This window comes from Nocardioides sp. IC4_145 (assembly GCF_011250565.1).
Classification (GTDB): domain Bacteria; phylum Actinomycetota; class Actinomycetes; order Propionibacteriales; family Nocardioidaceae; genus Nocardioides.
This window is the reverse complement of the sequence record NZ_JAANMS010000064.1, coordinates 1-20,274: the sequence shown is the minus strand read 5'-3', so window position 1 is coordinate 20,274 and position 20,274 is coordinate 1. Positions and strand designations below refer to the sequence as shown.

Below are 20,274 nucleotides of genomic sequence, written 5' to 3'. Positions count from 1 at the left end.
CCCGCCCCCCGCGCACGGTCGCGAGAGCAGCGGCACGGCCGGGGTGAGCCCGGTGGACCTGCGACGGCGGCGCGCCCTCGAGCAGTGGTCGCGGCGCTTCGCCCAGGCGGCGGTCGAGATCGTCGGCGGCGACCGGCCGATCACGCAGCTGCTGCGCTGGACCTCCCCGGAGGTGTACGCCGACCTCGAGCGCCGCGCCTGCCTCGTCGCCCGAGCCGGCGCCCACCGTCCCGGCCTCGGCCGGGTCCAGCCGGTGCGCCCGAAGGTGCTCAGCGTGCACAGCTGCTTCGTCACCGCCGACGCCGTCGAGACCAGCATCCACGTGCGGTACGGCGAGCGGTCCCGCGCCGTCGCCGCCCGCTTCGAGGAGCGCCCCGCCAAGGACGGTCCCCTCCGCTGGGTCTGCACCGCGCTCGACTTCGCCTGAGCAGGACCGAGCGAGGAACGAGGTCGAGACGGCCGGGTCGAGACCCGGTGAGCGCAGCGCTCGCTGCTCGACCGACGCCGAACGCCGGCCCGGCCCGGAGGGACCGAGCCGGCGTTCGAGGTTGAGCGAGGTCAGCCGTTGACGCGGGCGGCGTGGCCCGTGGGGCCGCCGGGAGCGCCGTGGCACTGCTTGAACTTCTTGCCCGAGCCGCAGGGGCAGCGGTCGTTGCGACCGGTGCCGGCGAACTCGTCCTCCTCCTGCTCGACGCGGGTGGCCACCTCGGCCTCGCCGTCGACGGTGGGGGCGGAGTAGGCCAGCTGCTGCGGCCGCGACGGGGCGTCGAGGCCCTTGGCGCGGATCTGCGGCGCCTGCTCGGCCGCAGCGCCACCGGCGCCCTGGCCGACCGGCGACTGCAGGCCCTCGGCGACCGACAGCGTCGGCGCCGGCTCCTCCTCGACCTGAACCTCGAGGTTGAACAGGAAGCCGACGGCCTCCTCCTTGATGCCGTCCATCATCGCGGCGAACATGTCGAAGCCCTCGCGCTGGTACTCCACGAGCGGGTCGCGCTGGGAGTAGGCCCGCAGGTAGATGCCCTCGCGCAGGTAGTCCATCTCGTAGAGGTGCTCGCGCCACTTGCGGTCGAGGACCGAGAGGAGCACGCGCCGCTCGAGCTCGCGCATGACCTCCTCGCCGTTCTCCTGCTCGCGACGGTCGTACGCCGCGTGCGCGTCCTCGCGGAGCACCTTGACCAGGTCGTCGCGGTCGAGCACGGCCTTGCCACCGGCGTCGGCGACGAGCTTCTCGTGGTCGACCGAGATCGGCCACAGCTGACCGAGGTCGGTCCACAGCTGCTCGAGGTCCCACTCCTCGGCGAAGTCGGCGAGCGACCCGGCGACGTACCCCTCGACCACGTCGTCGATGAAGGTGCGGATCTGCTGCTGCAGGTCGGCGCCCTCGAGGACGGCACGGCGCTCGGTGTAGATCACCTTGCGCTGGCGGTCCATGACGTCGTCGTACTTGAGGACGTTCTTGCGGGACTCGAAGTTCTGCGACTCGACCTGGCCCTGGGCGTTGGCGATCGCGTTCGTGACCCGCTTGTTCTCGATCGGGACGTCGTCGGGGATCTTGAGGACCTGGAGCACCCGGTCGACCCACTCGGACTTGAACAGCCGCATCAGCTCGTCCTGCAGCGACAGGTAGAACCGGGACTCGCCCGGGTCGCCCTGACGGCCGGAACGACCGCGCAGCTGGTTGTCGATGCGGCGCGACTCGTGCCGCTCGGTGCCGATGACGTAGAGGCCGCCGAGCTCCTTGACCTCGTCGTGCTCGGTCGCGACCTGGCGCTTGATCCGCTCGACGGTCTCGGGCCAGGCGGCGTCGTACTCGTCCGCGGTCTCCCCGGCCGGCTCCAGCCCGCGCTTGCGCAGCTCGGCGTCGGCGAGGAACTCCACCGAGCCACCGAGCATGATGTCGGTGCCTCGACCGGCCATGTTGGTGGCGACGGTGACGGCGCCCTTGTGACCGGCCATCGCGACGATCTTCGCCTCGTCGGCGTGGACCTTCGCGTTCAGCACGGTGTGCGGGATGCCGCGGCGCTTGAGCTTGCCGGAGAGGTGCTCGGACTTCTCGACCGAGACGGTGCCGACCAGGATCGGCTGGCCCAAGGCGTGCCGCTCGGCGATGTCCTCGACGACGGCGTCGTACTTCGCCTCCTCGGTCCGGTAGACGAGGTCGGGCTGGTCGATGCGGGCCATCGGCTTGTTGGTCGGGATCGGGACCACGCCGAGCTTGTAGATCTTGTCGAACTCGCTGGCCTCGGTCATGGCCGTGCCGGTCATGCCGGAGAGCTTGTCGTAGAGGCGGAAGTAGTTCTGGAGCGTGACGGTCGCGAGCGTCTGGTACTCCTCGCGGACCTCGACGCCCTCCTTCGCCTCGATCGCCTGGTGCAGGCCGTCGTTGTAGCGACGCCCGGCGAGCATGCGGCCGGTGTGCTCGTCGACGATGAGCACCTCGCCGTCCTGCACGACGTACTCCTTGTCGCGCCGGAAGAGCTCCTTGGCCTTCACGCAGTTGTTCATGAAGGAGATCAGGGAGGTGTTGACCGACTCGTAGAGGTTGTCGATCCCGAGGTGGTCCTCCACCTTGGTGATGCCCGGCTCGAGCACGGAGATGGTGCGCTTCTTCTCGTCGACCTCGTAGTCGACGTCCTTCTCGAGCTTGCGCGCGATCTTCGCGAACTCGGCGTACCACTTGACCTCGTCCTGGGTCGGACCGCTGATGATCAGCGGGGTCCGCGCCTCGTCGATGAGGATCGAGTCGACCTCGTCGACGACGGCGAAGTTGTGGCCGCGCTGGACGCAGTCCTCCAGGGCGGAGGCCATGTTGTCGCGCAGGTAGTCGAAGCCGAGCTCGTTGTTGGTGCCGTAGGTGATGTCGCAGCCGTACGCCTCGCGACGCTCCGCCGGGCGCATCTCCGGCAGGATCACCCCGGTCGTCAGCCCGAGGAAGTGGTGGATGCGGCCCATCATCTCGGACTGGTACTTGGCCAGGTAGTCGTTGACGGTGACGACGTGGACGCCCTTGCCCGAGAGGGCGTTCAGGTACGACGGCAGGGTCGCGACCAGCGTCTTGCCCTCACCGGTCTTCATCTCGGCGATGTTGCCCAGGTGCAGCGCCGCGCCACCCATGATCTGGACGTCGTAGTGGCGCTGGCCGATCACGCGCTTGGCGGCCTCGCGGACGGTCGCGAACGCCTCCGGCATCAGGTCGTCCAGCGACTCGCCGTTCTCGTGGCGCTGCTTCAGCTCGCCGGTCATTGCCTGGAGCTGCTCGTCGGTCATCGCGACGAAGTCGTCCTCGATGGCGTTGACGGCCTTGGCGATGGTCTCCAGCTGGCGCAGGATCTTGCCCTCGCCGATGCGGAGGAGCTTGTCGAGGATCACGGGCACGGGGGTACAACTCCTAAGCGGTGGGAAGCCGAGCGGGCGGCGCCGCAACTCTACCCACGGGGTCGAGCCCTCCCTAACCGGAACGCAGCAACCGGGCCAGCACCTCGGCGAGGTCGCCCCGAGGCTCCACGACCACCGGGTCGTCGGCGTCCAGGCCCAGCCAGCCGGCCAGCCGGCGGAGCTCGACCACCAGCTCCGGCGCCGTCTCCGGCGGCGCGTCGGGCTCGGCGTACGCGCCCTTGACGAGGAGCCGGCGGGCCGCGCGGTCGGCCTTGAGGTCGACGCGGGCCACCAGCCGGTCCCCCAGCAGGAACGGCAGCACGTAGTAGCCGTGCACCCGCTTCCCGGCCGGCACGTAGATCTCGATGCGGTATCGGAAGCCGAAGATCCGCTCGGTGCGCTCGCGCTCCCACACCACCGGGTCGAAGGGGCTCAGCAGCGCCCGGGCGTCGACGCGGCGGGGGCGGCGGGCCTCGCTGTGGAGGTACGCCGCGCGGTCCCACCCCTCGACCCGCGCCGGGAGCAGCTCGCCGGCCTCCACCAGCTCCGCGACGGCGCGCCGGGTCTCCTCGACGCCCATCCGGTAGTAGTCGCGCAGGCACGGCGCCGTCGCCACCCCGTGCGACCGGGCCGCCCGCCGCACCAGCTCCCGCGCGGCCTCCTCCGGCGTCGGGGTCGGCGCGTCGAGGACCGCGGCGGGCAGCACCCGCTCGGGCACGTCGTACACCGGCTCGAACGACGGCGTCCGCGCCGCGATCGCCAGGTCGCCGGTCATGAAGAGGAGGTCCAGCGCCTTCCGCTCCTCCGACCAGTTCCAGCCCCAGTGCTCCTTGGTCCGGGGTCCGTCCCCGCCCAGGGCGTCCTGCAGCTCGCGGGCGGTCGAGGCGCCGCGGGCGCGGACCTCCGCCAGGACCGTGGTGGTCAGCTCGTCGGGGACGTCGCGCCACCACTTGCCCCGGCGCTCGCGGTAGCCCGCCATCCGGTGCTGCATGTGCGGCCACAGCTCCACCGGCATGAACGCCTGCACGTGCGCCCAGTACTCCACCACCCGCCGCGGCGGCCGCTCCGCCGCCCGCTGCAGCAGACCCGTGTCGTAGGGCCCCATGCGGGAGTAGAGCGGCATCCGGTGCGCCCGCTCGAGCACGTTGACCGAGTCCACCTGCAGCACGCCCGTCCGCGCGAGCGTGCGGTCGAACGTCCGCATCGTCGGCGTCGTGTGCCGCGGGTCCAGGAACCCCTGCGCCGCCAGCGCCACCCGGCGGGCCTGCGCGCGGGAGAGGATCTCGGTCACGGGGCGAGGCTAGAGGTGCCCGCCGACGGACGGGCTACGGCAGGTCGAGCAGCTTCTCCTTGACGGCGTACATGACCGCTTCCATGCGGGAGTGCAGCTGGAGCTTCTCGAGGATGTTGCGGACGTGGTTCTTGACGGTGTTCTCGGAGATGAACAGCTGCTTGGCGATCTCGCGGTTGTTCATGCCCTTGGCGACCAGCCGCAGCACCTCGAGCTCGCGCTCGGTGAGGCGGAGGCCGGGGACGTGCTCGCGCTCGGGGCGCGACATCTGCTTGAACTCGTCGATCAGCTTGACCGCCATCGACGGGCTGATGAGGGACTGGCCGTCGGCGACGACGCGGACGGCCTGGGCGACCTCCTCGATCGAGGAGTCCTTGAGCAGGTAGCCGGAGGCGCCGGACTTGACCGCCTCGTAGAGGTCGGCCTCCTCGTCGGACACCGTGAGCATGATGATCTTGGCCGACGGGACGGCCTCCTTGATGGCCCGGCAGGCCTCGATGCCGGTGCGCTTGGGCATCCGGATGTCGAGGAGGACCACGTCGGGGGCGGTGGTGGCGGCGAGGTTGGTGCCCTCGATCCCGTCGCCGGCCTCGCCGACGACCTCGATGCCCTCCTCGACGGTGAGCAGCATCGTCAGCCCCCGTCGGAAGAGCTCCTGGTCGTCGACCACCAGCACCCGGATCGGCTCGCCAGCCCCGGGAGCTGCGACCGTGCTCTGTTCCGCCACCGGGGCATCATGGCACGGTCGAGCCGGTGCGGGAACGCGTTCGGGTGGTGGACGCCTGGCCCGGGCGGGCCCGGACACGACGACGGGGTGACCCTTTCGGGCCACCCCGTCGTACGCCGTGTGGTCGCGGCCCCGCGGGCCGCTGCGGCGGGCTGCTCCTCCGGCCTACACCTCCGGGCCGAGGTCCAGGGAGATCACGCCGTAGTCGTAGCCGCGGCGCCGGTAGACCACCGAGGGCCGCTCGCTCTCCTTGTCGACGAACAGGTAGAAGTCGTGCCCGACCAGCTCCATCTCGTAGAGCGCCTGGTCGAGCGTCATCGGGCTGGCGGGGTGGGTCTTCTCGCGGACGACGAGCGGACCGTCGCCCATGACGGCGATCGGGCCGACCTTGCGCTCGAGGGACTCCTCGGGCTCGGGCTCCTCCGTGGGAGCGACGAGCGCGTCGACGTCGGCGAGCGCCTGGCCGACCGAGACGGGGGTCTTCTGGCCGCGGTGCACGCGGCGGCGGTCGGCCGCGCGGCGCATCTGGGCGGCCATCTTGTCCAGGGCGAGGTCGAGGGCGCCCATCTTCTCGTCGGCGGCCGCCTCGGCCCGGACGACCGGGCCCTTGGAGAAGGCGGTCAGCTCGACGCGGACGGCCTTGTCGTGCTGGCGGGGATTGGGCTCGCAGTCCACCTCCACGTGCACCCGCATGATGCGGTGGTCGTGCTTCTCGAGTCGGGACAGCTTCTCCGCGGCGTGCTCGCGGAACCGCTCGGACAGCTCGCAGTGGCGACCTGTGACGACAACTTCCATGTCTACCTCCTGGTGACAGTTGGTTGCTTCAGCCCTCTCGCGCGGCCTCCTGTGGGCAGCGCGACATGCACGCCGGGAGGTGCGCCACCGGGGGCGCACCGGGCGTGTCACGAGTGGGAGGAGTCCGTCCGGCCGACCTGGTCTTCGACCCCACAACCGCCTGCTGGGGCTTCCGCAGCTTCTCCGCCACTACCGGCCCTCTCCCGCCGTCGGCCACATCTGGTGGCCGGGGCGAGGCAGGTCTTACCTCTAAGCCGCACCGTGATCGCCGCGCCCGGGTCGCCCCGGACGTCGGCTTACGTGGACCGTTTCGCCTGCGACTGGCATCGGCTAGCCGACCGGTCCGGGCCCTCGTCGGGACCCGCACCGAGACGGTGCAACCACGGACCCGGACGGACTCCATACAGAGACGTTAGTCCGTGACCCAAGTCACCGGTAGGGGTGGTACCACCCATCTCGTCCCTCGCGCTAGGACCCGCCCGGCGAGCCCGCCGGGAACCGTCGGCGTGTCGCCGCGACGGCGGCGATCGCGGCCACGTGCAGGCCGACCGCCTCGAGGGCGCGCTGGGCCTCGCGCGCGGTCGCGCCGGTGGTCAGCACGTCGTCGCAGACCACGACGGACGCGTGCGTGCGCCGCCGACGCAGCCGCCGCAGGCCGGCGTCGGCGCAGGCCATCGAGCCGCCGAGGTTGGCCGCCCGCGCGGTGGCGTCGAGCCCGGCCTGGTCGACGACACCCGGTCGCGTCCGCAGGAGCCGGGCGGCCACGGCGTCCACCCCCACGGCCCGCAGGCGGGCGGCGGCGCCCGCGGTGACGGCGTACGTCGGGTCGTGGCCGCGGGCGCGGACGGTCGCCGGCCGGGACGGCACCGGCACCAGCACGACCGGCCCGACCGGCACCTGGGCGGCGACGGCGCCCGTGGCCGCGGTCGCGAGCAGCCCGGCGAGCGGACCGCGGAGGCCGAGCAGCCGGCGCTCCTTCAGGCCGAGCACCAGGCTGCGCACCACGCCGTCGTAGGCCGCCGCGGCCCACGGCTCGACGAGACCGGCCGGTGTCGGGGTCGGCCAGGCCGGCCGCGCGTGGTCCGGCAGTCCGGCACGGCACGGCTCGCACAGCACACGGCCGGGCCGCTCGCACCCGGCGCACCGGCCGCCGAGCAGCAGGTCGGCCGCGGCGTCGAGCACCCCGGCCGTCCTCATGCGGGGAGCCTGGCCGCCGCGCGGGCGTCGGGCAACCGGGCCGGCGCGTGCCTGTGGAGGAGCGGTCAGCCGACGTACTGCACGGACCGCGCGCCCTCGGGCAGCTCGATCATCTCGCGAGTCGGCGAGGAAGCGTCGACCAGGCCGGTGCGGGTGACCGCCCACAGGGTGTCGTCGGGGACGGGGGTGCCGGCGAGGGCGACGTACCGCCCGCGCAGCGTCGTGGCGGAGTACTCCGCGCCCGCCGGGGCGCCGTCGACCGAGAGCGTGCGCACCTCGAAGAGCTCGTCGGCCAGCCGGTGCAGCACGGCGACCGAGGTGGGGCTGCGCCAGGCGAGGTCGCGGACGCGGACCTCCTCGCCACCCTCCCAGGTCAGGCGTTGGGAGGCCGAAGCGGAGAGCAGCCGGTTCTGCGCGTAGCGGACCCGGCTGACCCGCACCTGGTCGCCGGCGGAGGTCCGCACGACCGCGACGACACGGGACCCGTCGCGGGAGACCAGGAAGGAGCGGACGTCGGAGCCGCTGATCCCGGGCACCCGCACCGCGACGGGGTCCTCGTCGCCGACGACGGTCGAGACGCGGGCGCCGGACGGCGTCCGGTCGACGAGCCACAGCCGGCCGCTGACGTCCCACGCCGGCGGCAGGAGGTCCGTCGCGCCGCTGACCAGCGGGACCGTCGTCTCCTCGTCGTCGCGGAGCGGGCCGCGGAGCACCGTGGCGCCGCTCTCGGACACGGCCGCGACCGTCGTGGCCGAGACGTCGACCGCGAACGACCGGATCCCGGCCTCGGCCGAGCCGAACGGGCCGTCGGTCGGCTGGAGCGCGTCGGCCGCCCCGGCCAGGAGCTCACCGCCGCGGAGGGCGTAGAGCCGGGCGGTCGTCGGGTAGCCGGCCGGGTCGTAGCGCGCCCCCTCGTCGACGCCGAACTCGGTCACGCCGCCGGGCAGCTGGACCGGCCGACCGTCGATCGACACCCGGAACCGCTCGATCGTCGGCACCTGCCGCAGCGTCCAGGCCAGCTGCGCGACGATCAGCCGCACCGCCTCGTCGGTGGGGGCCGGCGCGGAGCCGGAGGCGTCGATGGCGATGTCGACGACGTCGCCGACCGGCACCGACAGCTCCACCGTCGAGCCCGCCGGCAGGAACGTCGTCGCGACCCGCGACAGCTGCGGGCCCGGCCCGCCGAGCAGGGCGGAGACCAGGTTGCTGACCAGCTGGTCCCCCCGCGGCACGAACGCCGGCTCCGGCACGAGCACGCGGGCGTTCGGGTCGAAGTAGTAGAGCGTCACCCGCTGGTAGCGCTGCTCGAACCACGACTGCGGCACCACCAGGGCGTCGGGCGCGGAGGCGATGCGGTTCTGCCCGTCGACGAGCTCGACGGGGAACGTCAGGGTCTCGTCGTACGTCGGCAGCGGGCCACGCCACCGGCCGGTGCCGTCGAGGCGCTCGGCGCCGACGAGCGTGACCGTCACGCGGGAGCTGCCGCGCGGGGCGAGGAAGTCGTCGTAGGTGATGATCCCGTCCTTGGGGCTCCACGACTCGCGGAACTCCGGCGTGAGGTACTGCCGGGCCGCGGACGTGGTGATCGGGAACGCCGTCATCGCGTCGAGGAACCGGTCGACGACCTCCGCCGAGGAGGCACCGTCGGGCGGGGGCGGCGGGTCGAAGTAGTACTGCCCGCCCTCCTGCGCGTCGCCGCTGCCGCTCCCGGTCTCCACGACCGGTCCGTCCTCGGGCAGCGAGACGCACCCGGCCAGGGCGAGGACCATCGCCACGACGACGCCGAGGGCCGCGGCGACCGGGGGCCGGCCGGTCACGGGGTCACCCCGGCCAGGCGCTCGCGGGCGTCGGCGGGCACGAGCGGCAGCGGGCTCTGCCGCAAGGGCGTTCCCGCGCGGCGCGGCAGGGTCAGGCGGAACTGCGCGCCCTCGTCGACGCGGCCCCATGCCTGGAGCCAGCCGCCGTGGAGGTGGGTGTCCTCCAGCGAGATCGACAGGCCCAGGCCGGTGCCGCCGCTGGTGCGGGCACGGGCCGGGTCGGCGCGCCAGAACCGGTTGAAGACCAGCGCCGACTCCCCCGGCGCCAGCCCGACGCCGTAGTCCCGCACGGCCACGGCGGCCGCGTGGTCGTCGCCCGCGACGTGGACGACGACGCGGGACCGGCCGCGCTCCGGCGGGCCCGCGTGGTCGATGGCGTTGGTGACCAGGTTGCGCACGATGCGCTCCACGCGGCGTACGTCGGCCTCCGCGAGGCACGGCCGCGGCGGCGCGCTGACCTCGAGGGTCACCCCGCGCTGCTCGGCGAGGGCACGGTTGCGCTCGACGACGCGGTGGGCGACGTCGGCGAGGTTCACGTCATCGAGCTCGAGCACCGCCGCGCCCGCGTCGAAGCGGCTGATCTCGAGCAGGTCGACCAGGAGGGTCTCGAAGCGGTCGAGCTCGGTCTGCAGCAGCTCGGCGGCGCGAGCCGTGACCGGGTCGAAGTCGCCGCGAGCGTCGTGCAGGACGTCGCCGGCCATCCGCACCGTGGTGAGCGGGGTGCGCAGCTCGTGGGAGACGTCGGAGACGAACCGGCGCTGGACCCGGCTGAGCTCCTCGAGCTGGCGGATCTGGCGCTGGAGGTTGCTGGCCATCTGGTTGAACGACAGCGCCAGCCGCGCCAGGTCGTCCTCGCCCGAGACACGCATGCGCTCCTGCAGCCGGCCGGCGGCGAGCCGCTCCGCCACCTGGCGGGCCATCCGGATCGGCGTCACCACCTGGCGGGTCACCAGCCAGGTGAGGCCTGCGACGAGGACGAGCAGGAGGCCGCCCGCGGTGAGCAGCGCCCGGGTCACCAGCGCGAGCGTCTCCTGCTCCTCCTCCAGCGGGAAGAGGAAGTAGAGCGTCCAGGCCCGCCCGTCCGACGGCAGCCGCACCTGGGAGCCGACCACGATCCCCGGCTCCGACGAGGTCACCCGACCGCGCTCGTCCACGGTCCGGATCGACGCGTAGGTCCAGGCGGTGTCGCCGCTCCTCGTGAAGTGGTCGACGAGCGACTGCGGCACGCTCGTCGTGTCGAGTCCCGGCGTGTAGATGCTGCCGGCCTCGGCGAGGCCCTCCTCCGAGCTGCCCGGGCCGCTCAGCGCGACGTCGAAGCCGCGGGTCTCCCCGCGCGCGATGATCGGGGTGGCGAGCTCGGAGGCCTGGGTGCTCGCGTCGGTCTCGGTCCCCGGCACGGCGACCAGCCGCTCGACGGCCTCCGCCGACTCGTTGTCGGCCTCGGCGACCACCGCGTCGACGCGGTTCTCCAGCAGGCCGTCGCGGGTCTGCTGCAGCAGGAACCAGCCGACGCCGCTGACCACGACCGCGGAGAGCACCAACGTGGAGGCGACCACGCGGGCCTGGATGGACCGCCGCCAGAACGTCAGGCCGCGCCGGACGGTGGCAGCGACGCTGCGCCGGGCCGACGGGCCGCGCTCAGCCGTTGCCGGCCTTGTACCCGACGCCACGGACGGTCACCACGATCTCGGGGTTCTCGGGGTCGTGCTCGACCTTGGAGCGCAACCGTTGCACGTGCACGTTGACCAGCCGGGTGTCGGCGGCGTGCCGGTAGCCCCACACCTGCTCGAGCAGGACCTCGCGGCTGAACACCTGCCACGGCTTGCGCGCGAGCGCCACCAGCAGGTCGAACTCCAGCGGCGTCAGGCTGATCGGGCGGCCGCCCCGGGCCACCGAGTGGCCGGCGACGTCGATGACCAGGTCGCCGATGGTCAGCGTCTCGGCCCGCGACGTCGCGTCCAGGCGGCGTACCCGGGCACGGATGCGGGCGATGAGCTCCTTGGGCTTGAACGGCTTGACCACGTAGTCGTCGGCGCCGGACTCCAGGCCGACGACGACGTCGACCGTGTCGCCCTTGGCGGTCAGCATCACGATCGGCACGCCGGACTCGCCGCGGATCTCCTTGCACACGTCGATGCCGTCCTTGCCGGGCAGCATCAGGTCGAGGAGCACGAGGTCGGGGCGGTACTCCCGGAACGCCGCCAGCGCGTGGTCGCCGCGGGTCACCATCCGGCTGTCGAAGCCCTCCTGGCGCAGGACGATGGTGAGCATCTCCGCGAGCGACGCGTCGTCGTCCACGACGAGGACGCGCCCCTTCGCGGGGAGGTCGTTCACGCTCCCGGCCTGGCTCATGGGACCAATCCTGCCAGCCGGACGCAGCAGCCCCCGACTCCTCGGAGCCGGGGGCTGCTGTGGTCGTGCTGCGGAAGGCCGTCGTACGACGCCGTCCGGGGGTGGATCAGTAGCGGTACTGGTCGGACTTGAACGGGCCCGCGACGTCGACGCCGAGGTAGGCAGCCTGCGCGTCCGAGAGCGTCGTCAGCTTGACGCCGAGGGCGCCGAGGTGGAGGCGGGCGACCTCCTCGTCGAGGTGCTTGGGCAGCACGTAGACGCCGACCGGGTACTCCTCGGGCTTGGTGAACAGCTCGATCTGGGCCAGCACCTGGTTGGTGAAGGAGTTCGACATGACGAACGACGGGTGGCCGGTCGCGTTGCCGAGGTTCATCAGGCGGCCCTCGGACAGCACGATGATCGCGTTGCCCTCGCCCTCGGGGAACGTCCAGACGTCGACCTGCGGCTTGACGTTCTTGCGGACGACGCCGGGGTAGGACTCCAGACCGGCCATGTCGATCTCGTTGTCGAAGTGGCCGATGTTGCCGAGGATCGCGTTCTGCTTCATCCGGCGCATCTGGTCGATGGTGACGACGTCCTTGTTGCCGGTCGCCGTGATGATGATGTCGGCGGACTCGACGACGTCGTCCAGGGTCGAGACCTGGTAGCCGTCCATGGCCGCCTGCAGCGCGCAGATCGGGTCGATCTCGGTGACGATGACGCGGGCGCCCTGGCCGCGCAGCGACTCCGCGCAGCCCTTGCCGACGTCGCCGTAGCCGCAGACGACCGCGACCTTGCCGCCCATGAGGACGTCGGTGGCGCGGTTGATGCCGTCGATGAGCGAGTGGCGGCAGCCGTACTTGTTGTCGAACTTCGACTTGGTGACCGAGTCGTTGACGTTGATCGCCGGGAAGAGCAGCGAGCCCTCGCGCATCATGTCGTAGAGGCGCAGGACACCGGTGGTGGTCTCCTCGGTGACGCCCTTGAGCTCCGCCGCGATCTGGGTCCAGCGGTCCTGGCTCTCGCCGAGCGACTTGTTGAGGACCTCGAAGATGATCCGCTGCTCGGTGCTGGTCGCGGTCGCCGGGTCCGGCGCCTCGCCCTTCTTCTCGGCCTCGACACCGAGGTGGACCAGCAGCGTCGCGTCGCCGCCGTCGTCGAGGATCATGTTGGCGAAGCGCTTCTCGCCGTCCACGTCGGGCCACTGCAGGATCTGCTGGGTGCACCACCAGTACTCCTCCAGCGACTCGCCCTTCCAGGCGAAGACCGGGACGCCCTGGGGGTCCTCCGGCGTGCCGTTCGGGCCGACCGCGATCGCGGCGGCGGCGTGGTCCTGGGTGGAGAAGATGTTGCAGGAGGCCCAGCGGACCTCGGCGCCGAGCGCGACGAGCGTCTCGATGAGGACGGCGGTCTGGATCGTCATGTGCAGCGAGCCCGCGATCCGCGCGCCGGCGAGGGGCTGCTCGGCGGCGTACCGCTCACGCATGGCCATCAGGCCCGGCATCTCGTGCTCGGCGAGCTGGATCTCGGTGCGGCCGAAGTCGGCCAGGCTCAGATCGGCGACCTTGTGGTCCATGGGTGCTCCTGGGAGTGCGGTGGACATCTCCTCGAGCGTAGGACGCAGGCGCGCGCGAGCAGGAATCCTCGTGGTACGCCGCTGGGCGGGACCTCGCCGCCCGCCCCGTCCTCCGGGGTGGGTGGCGCTCCGGGCTGGCGTGTCCGGGTGATCGAGGAGGGCCGCCAGGTCACCACCTCGGCCGCTGTCCTCGGCTGGTTGAGGAGGGAGCCCTGGCGAACGTCGACGAGACCCCGCGCAGCCGGCCTTCGGCCTGCAGGCCGTGAGTTCCGCGCCGTCGCCGGCTGCCGGGGCACCACCTCGGCTTCTGTTCTCGGCTGGTTGAGGAGGGCCGCCAGGCCCGTCTCGAAACCCGCCGAGAAGCTCTCCAGATCGTTGTCCGAATGCTGCTCTGACCTGGGGAAACGGAGCCTGCACTGTCGGTGGTCGCTGCTTGAGTAGACCCATGGCCAAGGACTCCCGACACAGCGCGCACCCGGTGTGCCGCGCGGTCGCGAAGTCCCGCAAGAAGACCACCTCCGCCTGCGGTGAGCAGCTGTGGAAGATGTCTGACGCCGAGGTCGCCGAGACGCTCCTGGAGGCCACCCGGCTGCGGGCGCAGGTCGAGGCCCTCGAGCTGCGCCTGGCAGCCGAGGCCGACCGCCGGGCCACGGGCGACGAGGTCGGCGCCACCGACACCGCGTCCTGGTGGAGCCACCAGACCCGGCAGGACCGACCCGCGGCGAAGCGACGGATGCGGCTGGCCGCATCGCTCGACCGGCACGCGCCCACGGCAGCGGCTTTGGCCCACGGCGCGATCAGCGTCGACCACGCGAAGGTGATCACCGAGTGCGTCGACCGGCTCCCCGACGACCTCGAAGACCCGACGATCCCCGAGCGAGCGGAGAAGCACCTGCTGCACGAGGCGCTCGACCTGGACCCCAAGGCGCTGGCGTTCCTCGCGAAGCACGTCCTCTCCGTCGTCGCCCCCGAGATCGGCGACGAACGCGACGCCCGAGCCCTGGAACGCGAGGAACGGGAAGCCCGCGCCAACGCCTGGCTGACCATGAGTCCCGACGGGAAGGGCAGCTACCGCGGCAAGTTCACCATCCCCACCCTGCACGGCGAGATGCTCAAGAAGATGCTGCTCGCGTTCGCCGCACCCAAGCACCAAGCCAGCACGAGGGACGGCGACGCGGAACAGGAGCAGGTCGAGCGCCGCCCGTCACCGGAACGGATGGGCGACGCGTTCTGCGAGCTCCTCGAACGCCTCCCGGCCGACAAGCTGCCGAAGCTCGGCGGGTTGAACGCCTCCATCGTGGTGCTGATCGACTACACCAGCCTGAAGAGCGACATCGGCCGCGCGACGCTCGAGGACGGACAACCGATCTCGGCCTCACTGGCTCGACGCATGGCGTGCGAGGTCGGGCTCATCCCCGCCGTCCTGGGCTCGAGGTCCGAGCTGCTCGACCTCGGCCGCGCCACCCGTCTGTTCTCCGGGGCACAACGCCGCGGTCTCGTCATCACCCAGCGCGAGTGCACTGCCGTCGGCTGCGACTGGCCGGCCCACCTGTGCCACGCCCACCACGACGACAACTGGCTCCACGGCGGACGGTCCGACCTGAAGAACGCCCGCCTGCTCTGCCCGAGGCACCACGCCCGCATCCACGACCCCAGGTTCGAGACCACCATCCACCCCGACAACCAGGTCACCTTCCACATGCGGACGTGACGCTGGTCGAGCAGCAAAGGCCGCCTCGCGGTCTCAGCGTGTCGAGATCCCGCACCCGCCCGCCGGCCGGACGAGCGCCCCAGCGCCCCTGCCTTTCCTCACTGCGTCTCGACGACGCTCGCCGAGGGCTCGCTGCTCGACCAACAGGCCGGCGCGCGCTGCTTGGCCGACGGGGGTCAGTGGGCGGGGGCGTGCTCGTCCTTCTTGCCGAACGGCAGGACGTGGACGACGGCGACGATGACGGCGCCGAGGACGAGGCCGAAGACGGCGGAGCAGGCGGTGTTGGTGAGCCAGCCGAGGACGCCGCCGAGTGCGCCGGTGGCGTGGTGCACGTCCTCCTCGAGGTGGTGCACCAGCTCGTACGGCGCGTGCCAGCCGAGCTCGTCCAGGCCGACCAGCTCGATGTGACCACCGACCCAGAGCATGGCGACGGTGCCGACCACCGAGATGACCGCGAGCAGCTTCGGCATGCCGGCGACGAGGCCACGGCCGACCTTCTGGGAGAACGCCGAGGACCGCCGGGCCAGCCGCAGGCCGATGTCGTCCATCTTCACGATGAGCGCGACCACGCCGTACACCACCGCGGTGATGGCGACCGCGACGACGACGAGGATGGCCGCGCGGCTCCAGAAGCCCTCGGCGGCTACCTCGTTGAGTGAGATGACCATGATCTCGGCCGAGAGGATCAGGTCGGTGCGGATCGCGCCGGAGACCATCGTCTTCTCCGCCTCCGGACCGGACTCCACGACCGGGGTGGCGTGGGCGTCGTGCCCGCGGATCTTGCCCCAGATCTTCTCGGCACCCTCGAAGCAGAGGTAGGCGCCGCCGAGCATGAGGATCGGCGTCAGCAGGAAGTCGGCGAACTCGCTGAGAAGCAGCGCCACCGGGAGGATCAGCAGCAGCTTGTTGCGGATCGAGCCGATCGCAATCCGCTTGATCATCGGCAGCTCGCGGTCGGCGGTGACGCCGTGGACGTACTGCGGGGTCACTGCGGTGTCGTCGACGACGACGCCCGCGGCCTTCGTCGTCGCCCGGCCTGCGGCGGCACCGACGTCGTCGATCGAGGCCGCGGCCAGGCGCGCGAGCGCTGCGACGTCATCGAGAAGTCCGAACAGTCCTGCACTCACGGGTGATCCCTCTCCTGGTGGCGTCGGGCCTCACGACCCGACCGACGTGGGCGGAACCCTAGCGGCCGGACACGGCGTGCCCGGCGTCGCGCGCGGCGCGCTCGTCGGCCGCCTCCTCCGCGGCGGCCTCCTGCACGGCCACGGCCAGCACGTCGGCCTCGACGGTGGCGTCCCGCAGGTCGTGCGCGTGGTCCACGCGGCGCTCGGCGAAGCCGATGGGGTCGACGAGGTGCTGCAACCGGGACGACAGCGGCTGCCACGCGAGCAGCAGGCTCAGCCCGACGGCCGCCACCGACGTCAGGACGATCGATGTCGCGTAGTGCCCTTCGGCCCACGCCGGGAACCCGGCGTACTCCGCGCCCTTCACGAAGAAGCCGTGGAAGAGGTAGACGACGAGCGTCGCGGCGCCCATCCGGGCGAACCAGCCGCCGACCCGCGGGACGAGGGCGAGGAACGCCCACGCCCCGAGCGTGCCCACCGCGAGCAGGCAGGCGCGGGTGACGAAGGCCCGGGTGTCGCTGACGTCGAGCTCGTCGTAGCGGGCGCGGTAGTAGAGCCACTCGGTCGCCGCCCAGTCGTCGGTGCGGGAGGTCAGCAGCCAGATCGCGACGAACACCCCGACCGCGGCCACCTGCACCCACGGCGCGCGGAGCCGCTCGAGCCGCTCGGGCGTCGCCTTGAGGCCCATGACGAAGAACGGCAGCAGGCCGAGCACGCGGGCGATGTCGAGGGTGTCCCCCGCGTAGAGACCGGCCAGGACGCTGATCGCGACGGCGACCGCGAGACCGCCCCACATGGGTCGGAAGACCGGCGTCAGCAGCCGCCAGAAGAACAGCGCGGCGAGGTACCACATCGGCCAGTGGGGATCCCGCCACAGGTCCTGGAGCTCCTCACCGCCGACGAGGATGCGGAACGCCGCGATGGCGGCCTCGAAGACGACGTACGGCACCGCGACGGTGCGCACCAGCTGCCACATCCGGGCCCGGGTGTAGCTGAACGAGCGCGAGAGGTAGCCGGTGACGAAGACGAACGCCGGGACGTGCCAGGCGTAGAGGAAGTCGTAGCCGTGACCCACGAACGCGGTGTCCGGCAGCAGCACCCAGGCGTGACCGACCACGACGAGGGTCACCAGCGCCATCTTGGCGTTGTCAAACCACGGATCCCTGCTCACCCCGGCTCGGTGCCCCGGCCCTGTGGCGACTACACGTGACCGACCGGTCACGTCCCGGACGCGCGGTCGGACATGCCGAGAGCCGGTCAGTCGTCGACGAGGCCGAGGCGGAGGTACTCCGCGGCCCAGGTGCCCTGGAGCAGCAGCGAGGCGTAGCGCGCGACCTCGCTCGGCGCCTCCGCGGTGAGCATCTCGACGCGTACGCCGCGGGCGGCGGCCGTGTCCTCGAGCCGGCGGCGGTGGTCGCCGAGGACGGGGTCCTCGTTGCCGTCGTCGAGCACCAGCAGGGTCGGGCGCAGCTCGCCGCCGCCGTCGGCGAACGGGTCGTCGAAGACGTCGCGGGGCCGGGTGGCCTCGATGACCGGCAGCACCTGGTCGACGTCACCGGCGATCGCGGTCCGGCCGCTGGCGCGACGGATCGACTCCGCCACCCGGCGCCCGGCGCGGGCGGCCAGCACCGAGCCGCCCCAGACGAGCGGGTTGGCGTCCGCCAGCGCGATCGCGAGCATCTTGGCCGGGTTGATGGACAGGTCGCGGAAGGGCGAGCAGGAGATCGCGACGTCGTCGAGCGCGGTCGCGACGCCCTCGGGGTCGGCGCTGGGGCCGAGCCGGACCTGGTCGAGGAAGGACAGCACGACCACGGCGGTGGCCAGCGGGTCCTGGGTGGCGATCGGGAAGATCGTGCTCCACCGGCCGGCCGCGTGGTCGGCGACCATCGAGGACGGCGGGCACGCGACGACCACCTGGCAGCCGCGGCGCACCGCCTCGGCGACCGCCGACGCCGTACCGCTGTCGGCGCCGTCGGGAGCGAGCACCACGACGAGGTCCAGGGAGCCGGCCCAGCCGGGCAGCGCGGGACCGGGCCAGGCGACGAACGGCACCGGGCACCACGGCTCGAGCACCGCGCGGAGCAGGCGGGAGTCCGGGCCGGCGGCGATGATCGCGCGGGGCCGGGCCTGCTCCTGGAGCCGGCCGACCGCCTCGCGGATCGCCTCCGCGGCGTCGCTGCACTCGCGGCGGCCCCGCGAGCCGGACTCGGCGAGCGTGCGGAACCGCAGGTCCGCCGCGCCGATGGCGGTCTCGTCGTCGAGGCGCGACTCGTCGAACCAGGTCATCGGCCGGTCAGGGCTTCCGGGCCTCGTCGACGAGCAGGACGGGGATGTCGTCGCGGACGGGGTAGGCGTAGCCGCACTCCCCCCGGCAGACGAGCTCGCCGTCGCCGCCCGGATCGGGCGCCGCGACGAGGTCGCCGTGGCAGTTCGGGCAGACGATGATGTCCAGCAGCCCCTGGTCGATGTTCATCAGCCCTCCTGGCGGATGGTCGCGAGGACGTCGTCGCGGATCGCGGCCATGGTGGCCTCGTCCCGGCCCTCGGCGTTGAGGCGGAGCAGCGGCTCGGTGTTCGAGGGCCGCACGTTGAAGGTCCAGTCGGCGTGGCTGACCGTCAGCCCGTCGAGCCGGTCGGTCGTGACGCCGTCGCGGGCGGCGTACTCCTGCTCGATGCGGGCGATCGCGGCCTGCTGGTCGGCGACGGTGGAGTTGATCTCCCCGCTGACGGGGTAGCGCTCGTACTCGGCGAGCAGCTGCGAGAGCGGTACGTCGGTCCCGGCGAGCGCCGCCAGGGCGTGCAGCGCGGCGAGCATGCCGGAGTCGGCGCGCCAGAAGTCGCGGAAGTAGAAGTGGCCGCTGTGCTCGCCGCCGAAGATCGCGTCCGTCTCGGCCATGGTGGCCTTGATGTAGGAGTGGCCCACGCGGGTGCGGACCGGGGTGCCGCCCAGCTCGGTGACCAGCTCGGGCACCGCGCGGCTGGTGATCAGGTTGTGGATGATCGTCGCGCCCGGCTCCTTGGCCAGCTCGCGGGCGGCGATCAGCGCGGTGAGCGTCGAGGGCGAGACGTTGCGCCCGGTCTCGTCGACGAGGAAGCAGCGGTCCGCGTCGCCGTCGAAGGCCAGCCCGACGTCGGCGCCGGTCTCGAGCACCTTCGCCTGGAGGTCGCGGAGGTTCTCGGCCTCGATCGGGTTGGCCTCGTGGTTGGGGAAGGTGCCGTCGAGCTCGAAGTACATCGGCACCAGCTCGACCCGGTCCCCCAGCCGCTCGAAGACGGCCGGGGCCGTGTGGCCGGCCATGCCGTTGCCGGCGTCGACGACGACCTTGAGCCGGCGGCCCTCGACCGGCGCGAGGGAGAGCAGGTGGTCGGCGTACGCCGCCAGCACGTCCTGCTCGCTGACGGTGCCGGTCCGCCCGGCGTCCGGCTGCTGCCCGTCCGGTTGCTGGGCGGCGCCGCCGGCGACCAGGTCACGGATCTCGGCCAGGCCGGTCTCCATGCCGATCGGCTGGGCGTGCGCGCGGCACATCTTGATGCCGTTGTACTGCGCCGGGTTGTGGCTCGCGGTGAACATCGCGCCCGGCACCGCCAGGTGCCCGGAGGCGAAGTAGAGCTGGTCGGTCGACGCGAGGCCGATCATCACCACGTCCGCGCCGGCCGCGGTCGCGCCCTCGGCGAACGCCCGCGCCATCCCCGGGCTGCTCGGCCGCATGTCGTGGCCGACCACGACGGTCTCCGCGCCGACGACCTGGACGTAGGCCCGGCCGGTCGCGCGCGCCAGCGCCTCGTCGAGCTGGTCCGGCACGGTGCCGCGGACGTCGTACGCCTTGAAGATCGCGGCGATGTTCGCGGGGTCGAGGGTGTCGGCCATGGGCGAGACAGTAACGAGGTCAGTCGGTGCTGAGCACGCGGAGGTGCCCACGACGGCCGCGCTCGCGGACGTTCTCGTCCGCGGGTGGCAGGCGCACCACCTGCTGCACCGGTCGGGCGGCCTCGCGGACCGCGTCGGCCAGGGCCAGCAGGTCGTCGGTGGAGGGGCCCTGGGCGGCCGGGTCCGGCGCCAGACGGAGCACCTCCCAGCCCCGCGGCGCGGACAGCCGCTCGCTGTGGGTGTCGCACAGGTCGTAGGCGTGCGGCTCGGCGTACGTCGCCAGCGGACCCAGGACGGCGGTCTGGTCGGCGTAGACGTAGGTGAGCGTGCTGGTCGCAGGACGGCCGCACGCGGTGCGGGAACAGCGACGGGCGGGGCTCACGAGCAGACCGTACCCCTCGGCGCCGACCACCCGGCTTAGGCTCGCGGCGTGACCGAGCCCGCCCCCGCCCCCCCCCCC

General features: G+C 72.5%; 17 protein-coding genes. 2 read left to right on the top strand and 15 right to left on the bottom strand.

Going from position 1 to position 20,274, the window contains the following annotated elements:
* Positions 1–427, top strand: a 427-nt coding sequence (locus G6553_RS19470) for an Rv3235 family protein (protein WP_207620039.1), incomplete at its 5' end; no start/stop codon positions are given.
* A gap of 131 nt (positions 428–558) precedes the next feature.
* On the opposite strand, the gene secA is transcribed toward G6553_RS19470, so the two are convergent.
* From secA to ahcY, 9 genes are all read right to left on the bottom strand, one after another.
* The gene (gene secA / locus G6553_RS19465) at positions 559–3,375 is read right to left on the bottom strand and encodes a preprotein translocase subunit SecA (RefSeq protein ID WP_166196584.1); all 2,817 of its coding nucleotides are present in this window, start codon (positions 3,373–3,375) and stop codon (positions 559–561) included.
* A 73-nt stretch (positions 3,376–3,448) separates the two neighbouring features.
* Complete coding sequence (locus G6553_RS19460) at positions 3,449–4,666, bottom strand: crosslink repair DNA glycosylase YcaQ family protein (RefSeq protein ID WP_347565814.1); 1,218 nt, start codon at positions 4,664–4,666, stop codon at positions 3,449–3,451.
* Positions 4,667–4,700: 34 nt separating this feature from the next.
* Positions 4,701–5,393, bottom strand: a complete 693-nt coding sequence (locus G6553_RS19455; protein WP_347565813.1) for a response regulator transcription factor — start codon at positions 5,391–5,393, stop codon at positions 4,701–4,703.
* A gap of 165 nt (positions 5,394–5,558) precedes the next feature.
* Entirely contained in the window at positions 5,559–6,188 is a 630-nt protein-coding gene (gene raiA, locus G6553_RS19450; RefSeq protein ID WP_166196582.1) for a ribosome-associated translation inhibitor RaiA, read from the bottom strand.
* A gap of 468 nt (positions 6,189–6,656) precedes the next feature.
* Positions 6,657–7,385, bottom strand: a complete 729-nt coding sequence (locus tag G6553_RS19445) for a ComF family protein (protein ID WP_166196580.1) — start codon at positions 7,383–7,385, stop codon at positions 6,657–6,659.
* Between the two features lie 65 nt (positions 7,386–7,450).
* Positions 7,451–9,202 carry an LpqB family beta-propeller domain-containing protein gene (locus G6553_RS19440; RefSeq protein ID WP_166196578.1) on the bottom strand — a complete coding sequence of 584 codons (1,752 nt, stop codon included), beginning with the start codon at positions 9,200–9,202 and terminating at the stop codon, positions 7,451–7,453.
* Positions 9,199–10,872 carry an MtrAB system histidine kinase MtrB gene (gene mtrB / locus G6553_RS19435; RefSeq protein WP_166196576.1) on the bottom strand — a complete coding sequence of 558 codons (1,674 nt, stop codon included), beginning with the start codon at positions 10,870–10,872 and terminating at the stop codon, positions 9,199–9,201. Before mtrB ends, G6553_RS19440 begins: the two co-directional genes overlap by 4 nt.
* Positions 10,841–11,554 (bottom strand): MtrAB system response regulator MtrA, encoded by a 714-nt coding sequence (gene mtrA, locus G6553_RS19430; RefSeq protein WP_166196574.1) that lies wholly within the window; start codon positions 11,552–11,554, stop codon positions 10,841–10,843. The genes mtrB and mtrA overlap by 32 nt, the downstream gene beginning before the upstream one ends.
* A 106-nt stretch (positions 11,555–11,660) precedes the next feature.
* Entirely contained in the window at positions 11,661–13,136 is a 1,476-nt protein-coding gene (gene ahcY, locus G6553_RS19425) for an adenosylhomocysteinase (RefSeq protein WP_166196572.1), read from the bottom strand.
* Positions 13,137–13,554: 418 nt separating this feature from the next.
* Here ahcY and G6553_RS19420 point away from each other — a divergent pair, with 418 nt between their 5' ends.
* Positions 13,555–14,820, top strand: a complete 1,266-nt coding sequence (locus tag G6553_RS19420) for an HNH endonuclease signature motif containing protein (protein WP_166196570.1) — start codon at positions 13,555–13,557, stop codon at positions 14,818–14,820.
* Between the two features lie 176 nt (positions 14,821–14,996).
* Here the strand turns inward: G6553_RS19420 and G6553_RS19415 are convergent, their stop codons facing one another.
* The 6 genes from G6553_RS19415 to G6553_RS19390 form a co-directional block, all read right to left on the bottom strand.
* Positions 14,997–15,947 (bottom strand): DUF808 domain-containing protein, encoded by a 951-nt coding sequence (locus G6553_RS19415; protein WP_166196568.1) that lies wholly within the window; start codon positions 15,945–15,947, stop codon positions 14,997–14,999.
* A 58-nt stretch (positions 15,948–16,005) separates the two neighbouring features.
* Positions 16,006–17,118 (bottom strand): acyltransferase family protein, encoded by a 1,113-nt coding sequence (locus tag G6553_RS19410; RefSeq protein ID WP_166196566.1) that lies wholly within the window; start codon positions 17,116–17,118, stop codon positions 16,006–16,008.
* Positions 17,119–17,204: 86 nt separating this feature from the next.
* Positions 17,205–18,233, bottom strand: coding sequence for an SIS domain-containing protein (locus G6553_RS19405; protein WP_166196564.1), 1,029 nt, complete (start codon positions 18,231–18,233; stop codon positions 17,205–17,207).
* 7 nt (positions 18,234–18,240) lie between these two features.
* Positions 18,241–18,420 carry a Trm112 family protein gene (locus tag G6553_RS19400; RefSeq protein WP_166196562.1) on the bottom strand — a complete coding sequence of 60 codons (180 nt, stop codon included), beginning with the start codon at positions 18,418–18,420 and terminating at the stop codon, positions 18,241–18,243.
* A complete protein-coding gene (locus tag G6553_RS19395; RefSeq protein WP_166196560.1) occupies positions 18,420–19,814 on the bottom strand; it encodes a phosphomannomutase/phosphoglucomutase in 1,395 nt (464 codons plus the stop codon). Before G6553_RS19395 ends, G6553_RS19400 begins: the two co-directional genes overlap by 1 nt.
* Before the next feature lie 19 nt (positions 19,815–19,833).
* Entirely contained in the window at positions 19,834–20,196 is a 363-nt protein-coding gene (locus G6553_RS19390) for a DUF3499 domain-containing protein (RefSeq protein ID WP_166196558.1), read from the bottom strand.
* Between the last annotated feature and the right edge of the window lie 78 nt (positions 20,197–20,274).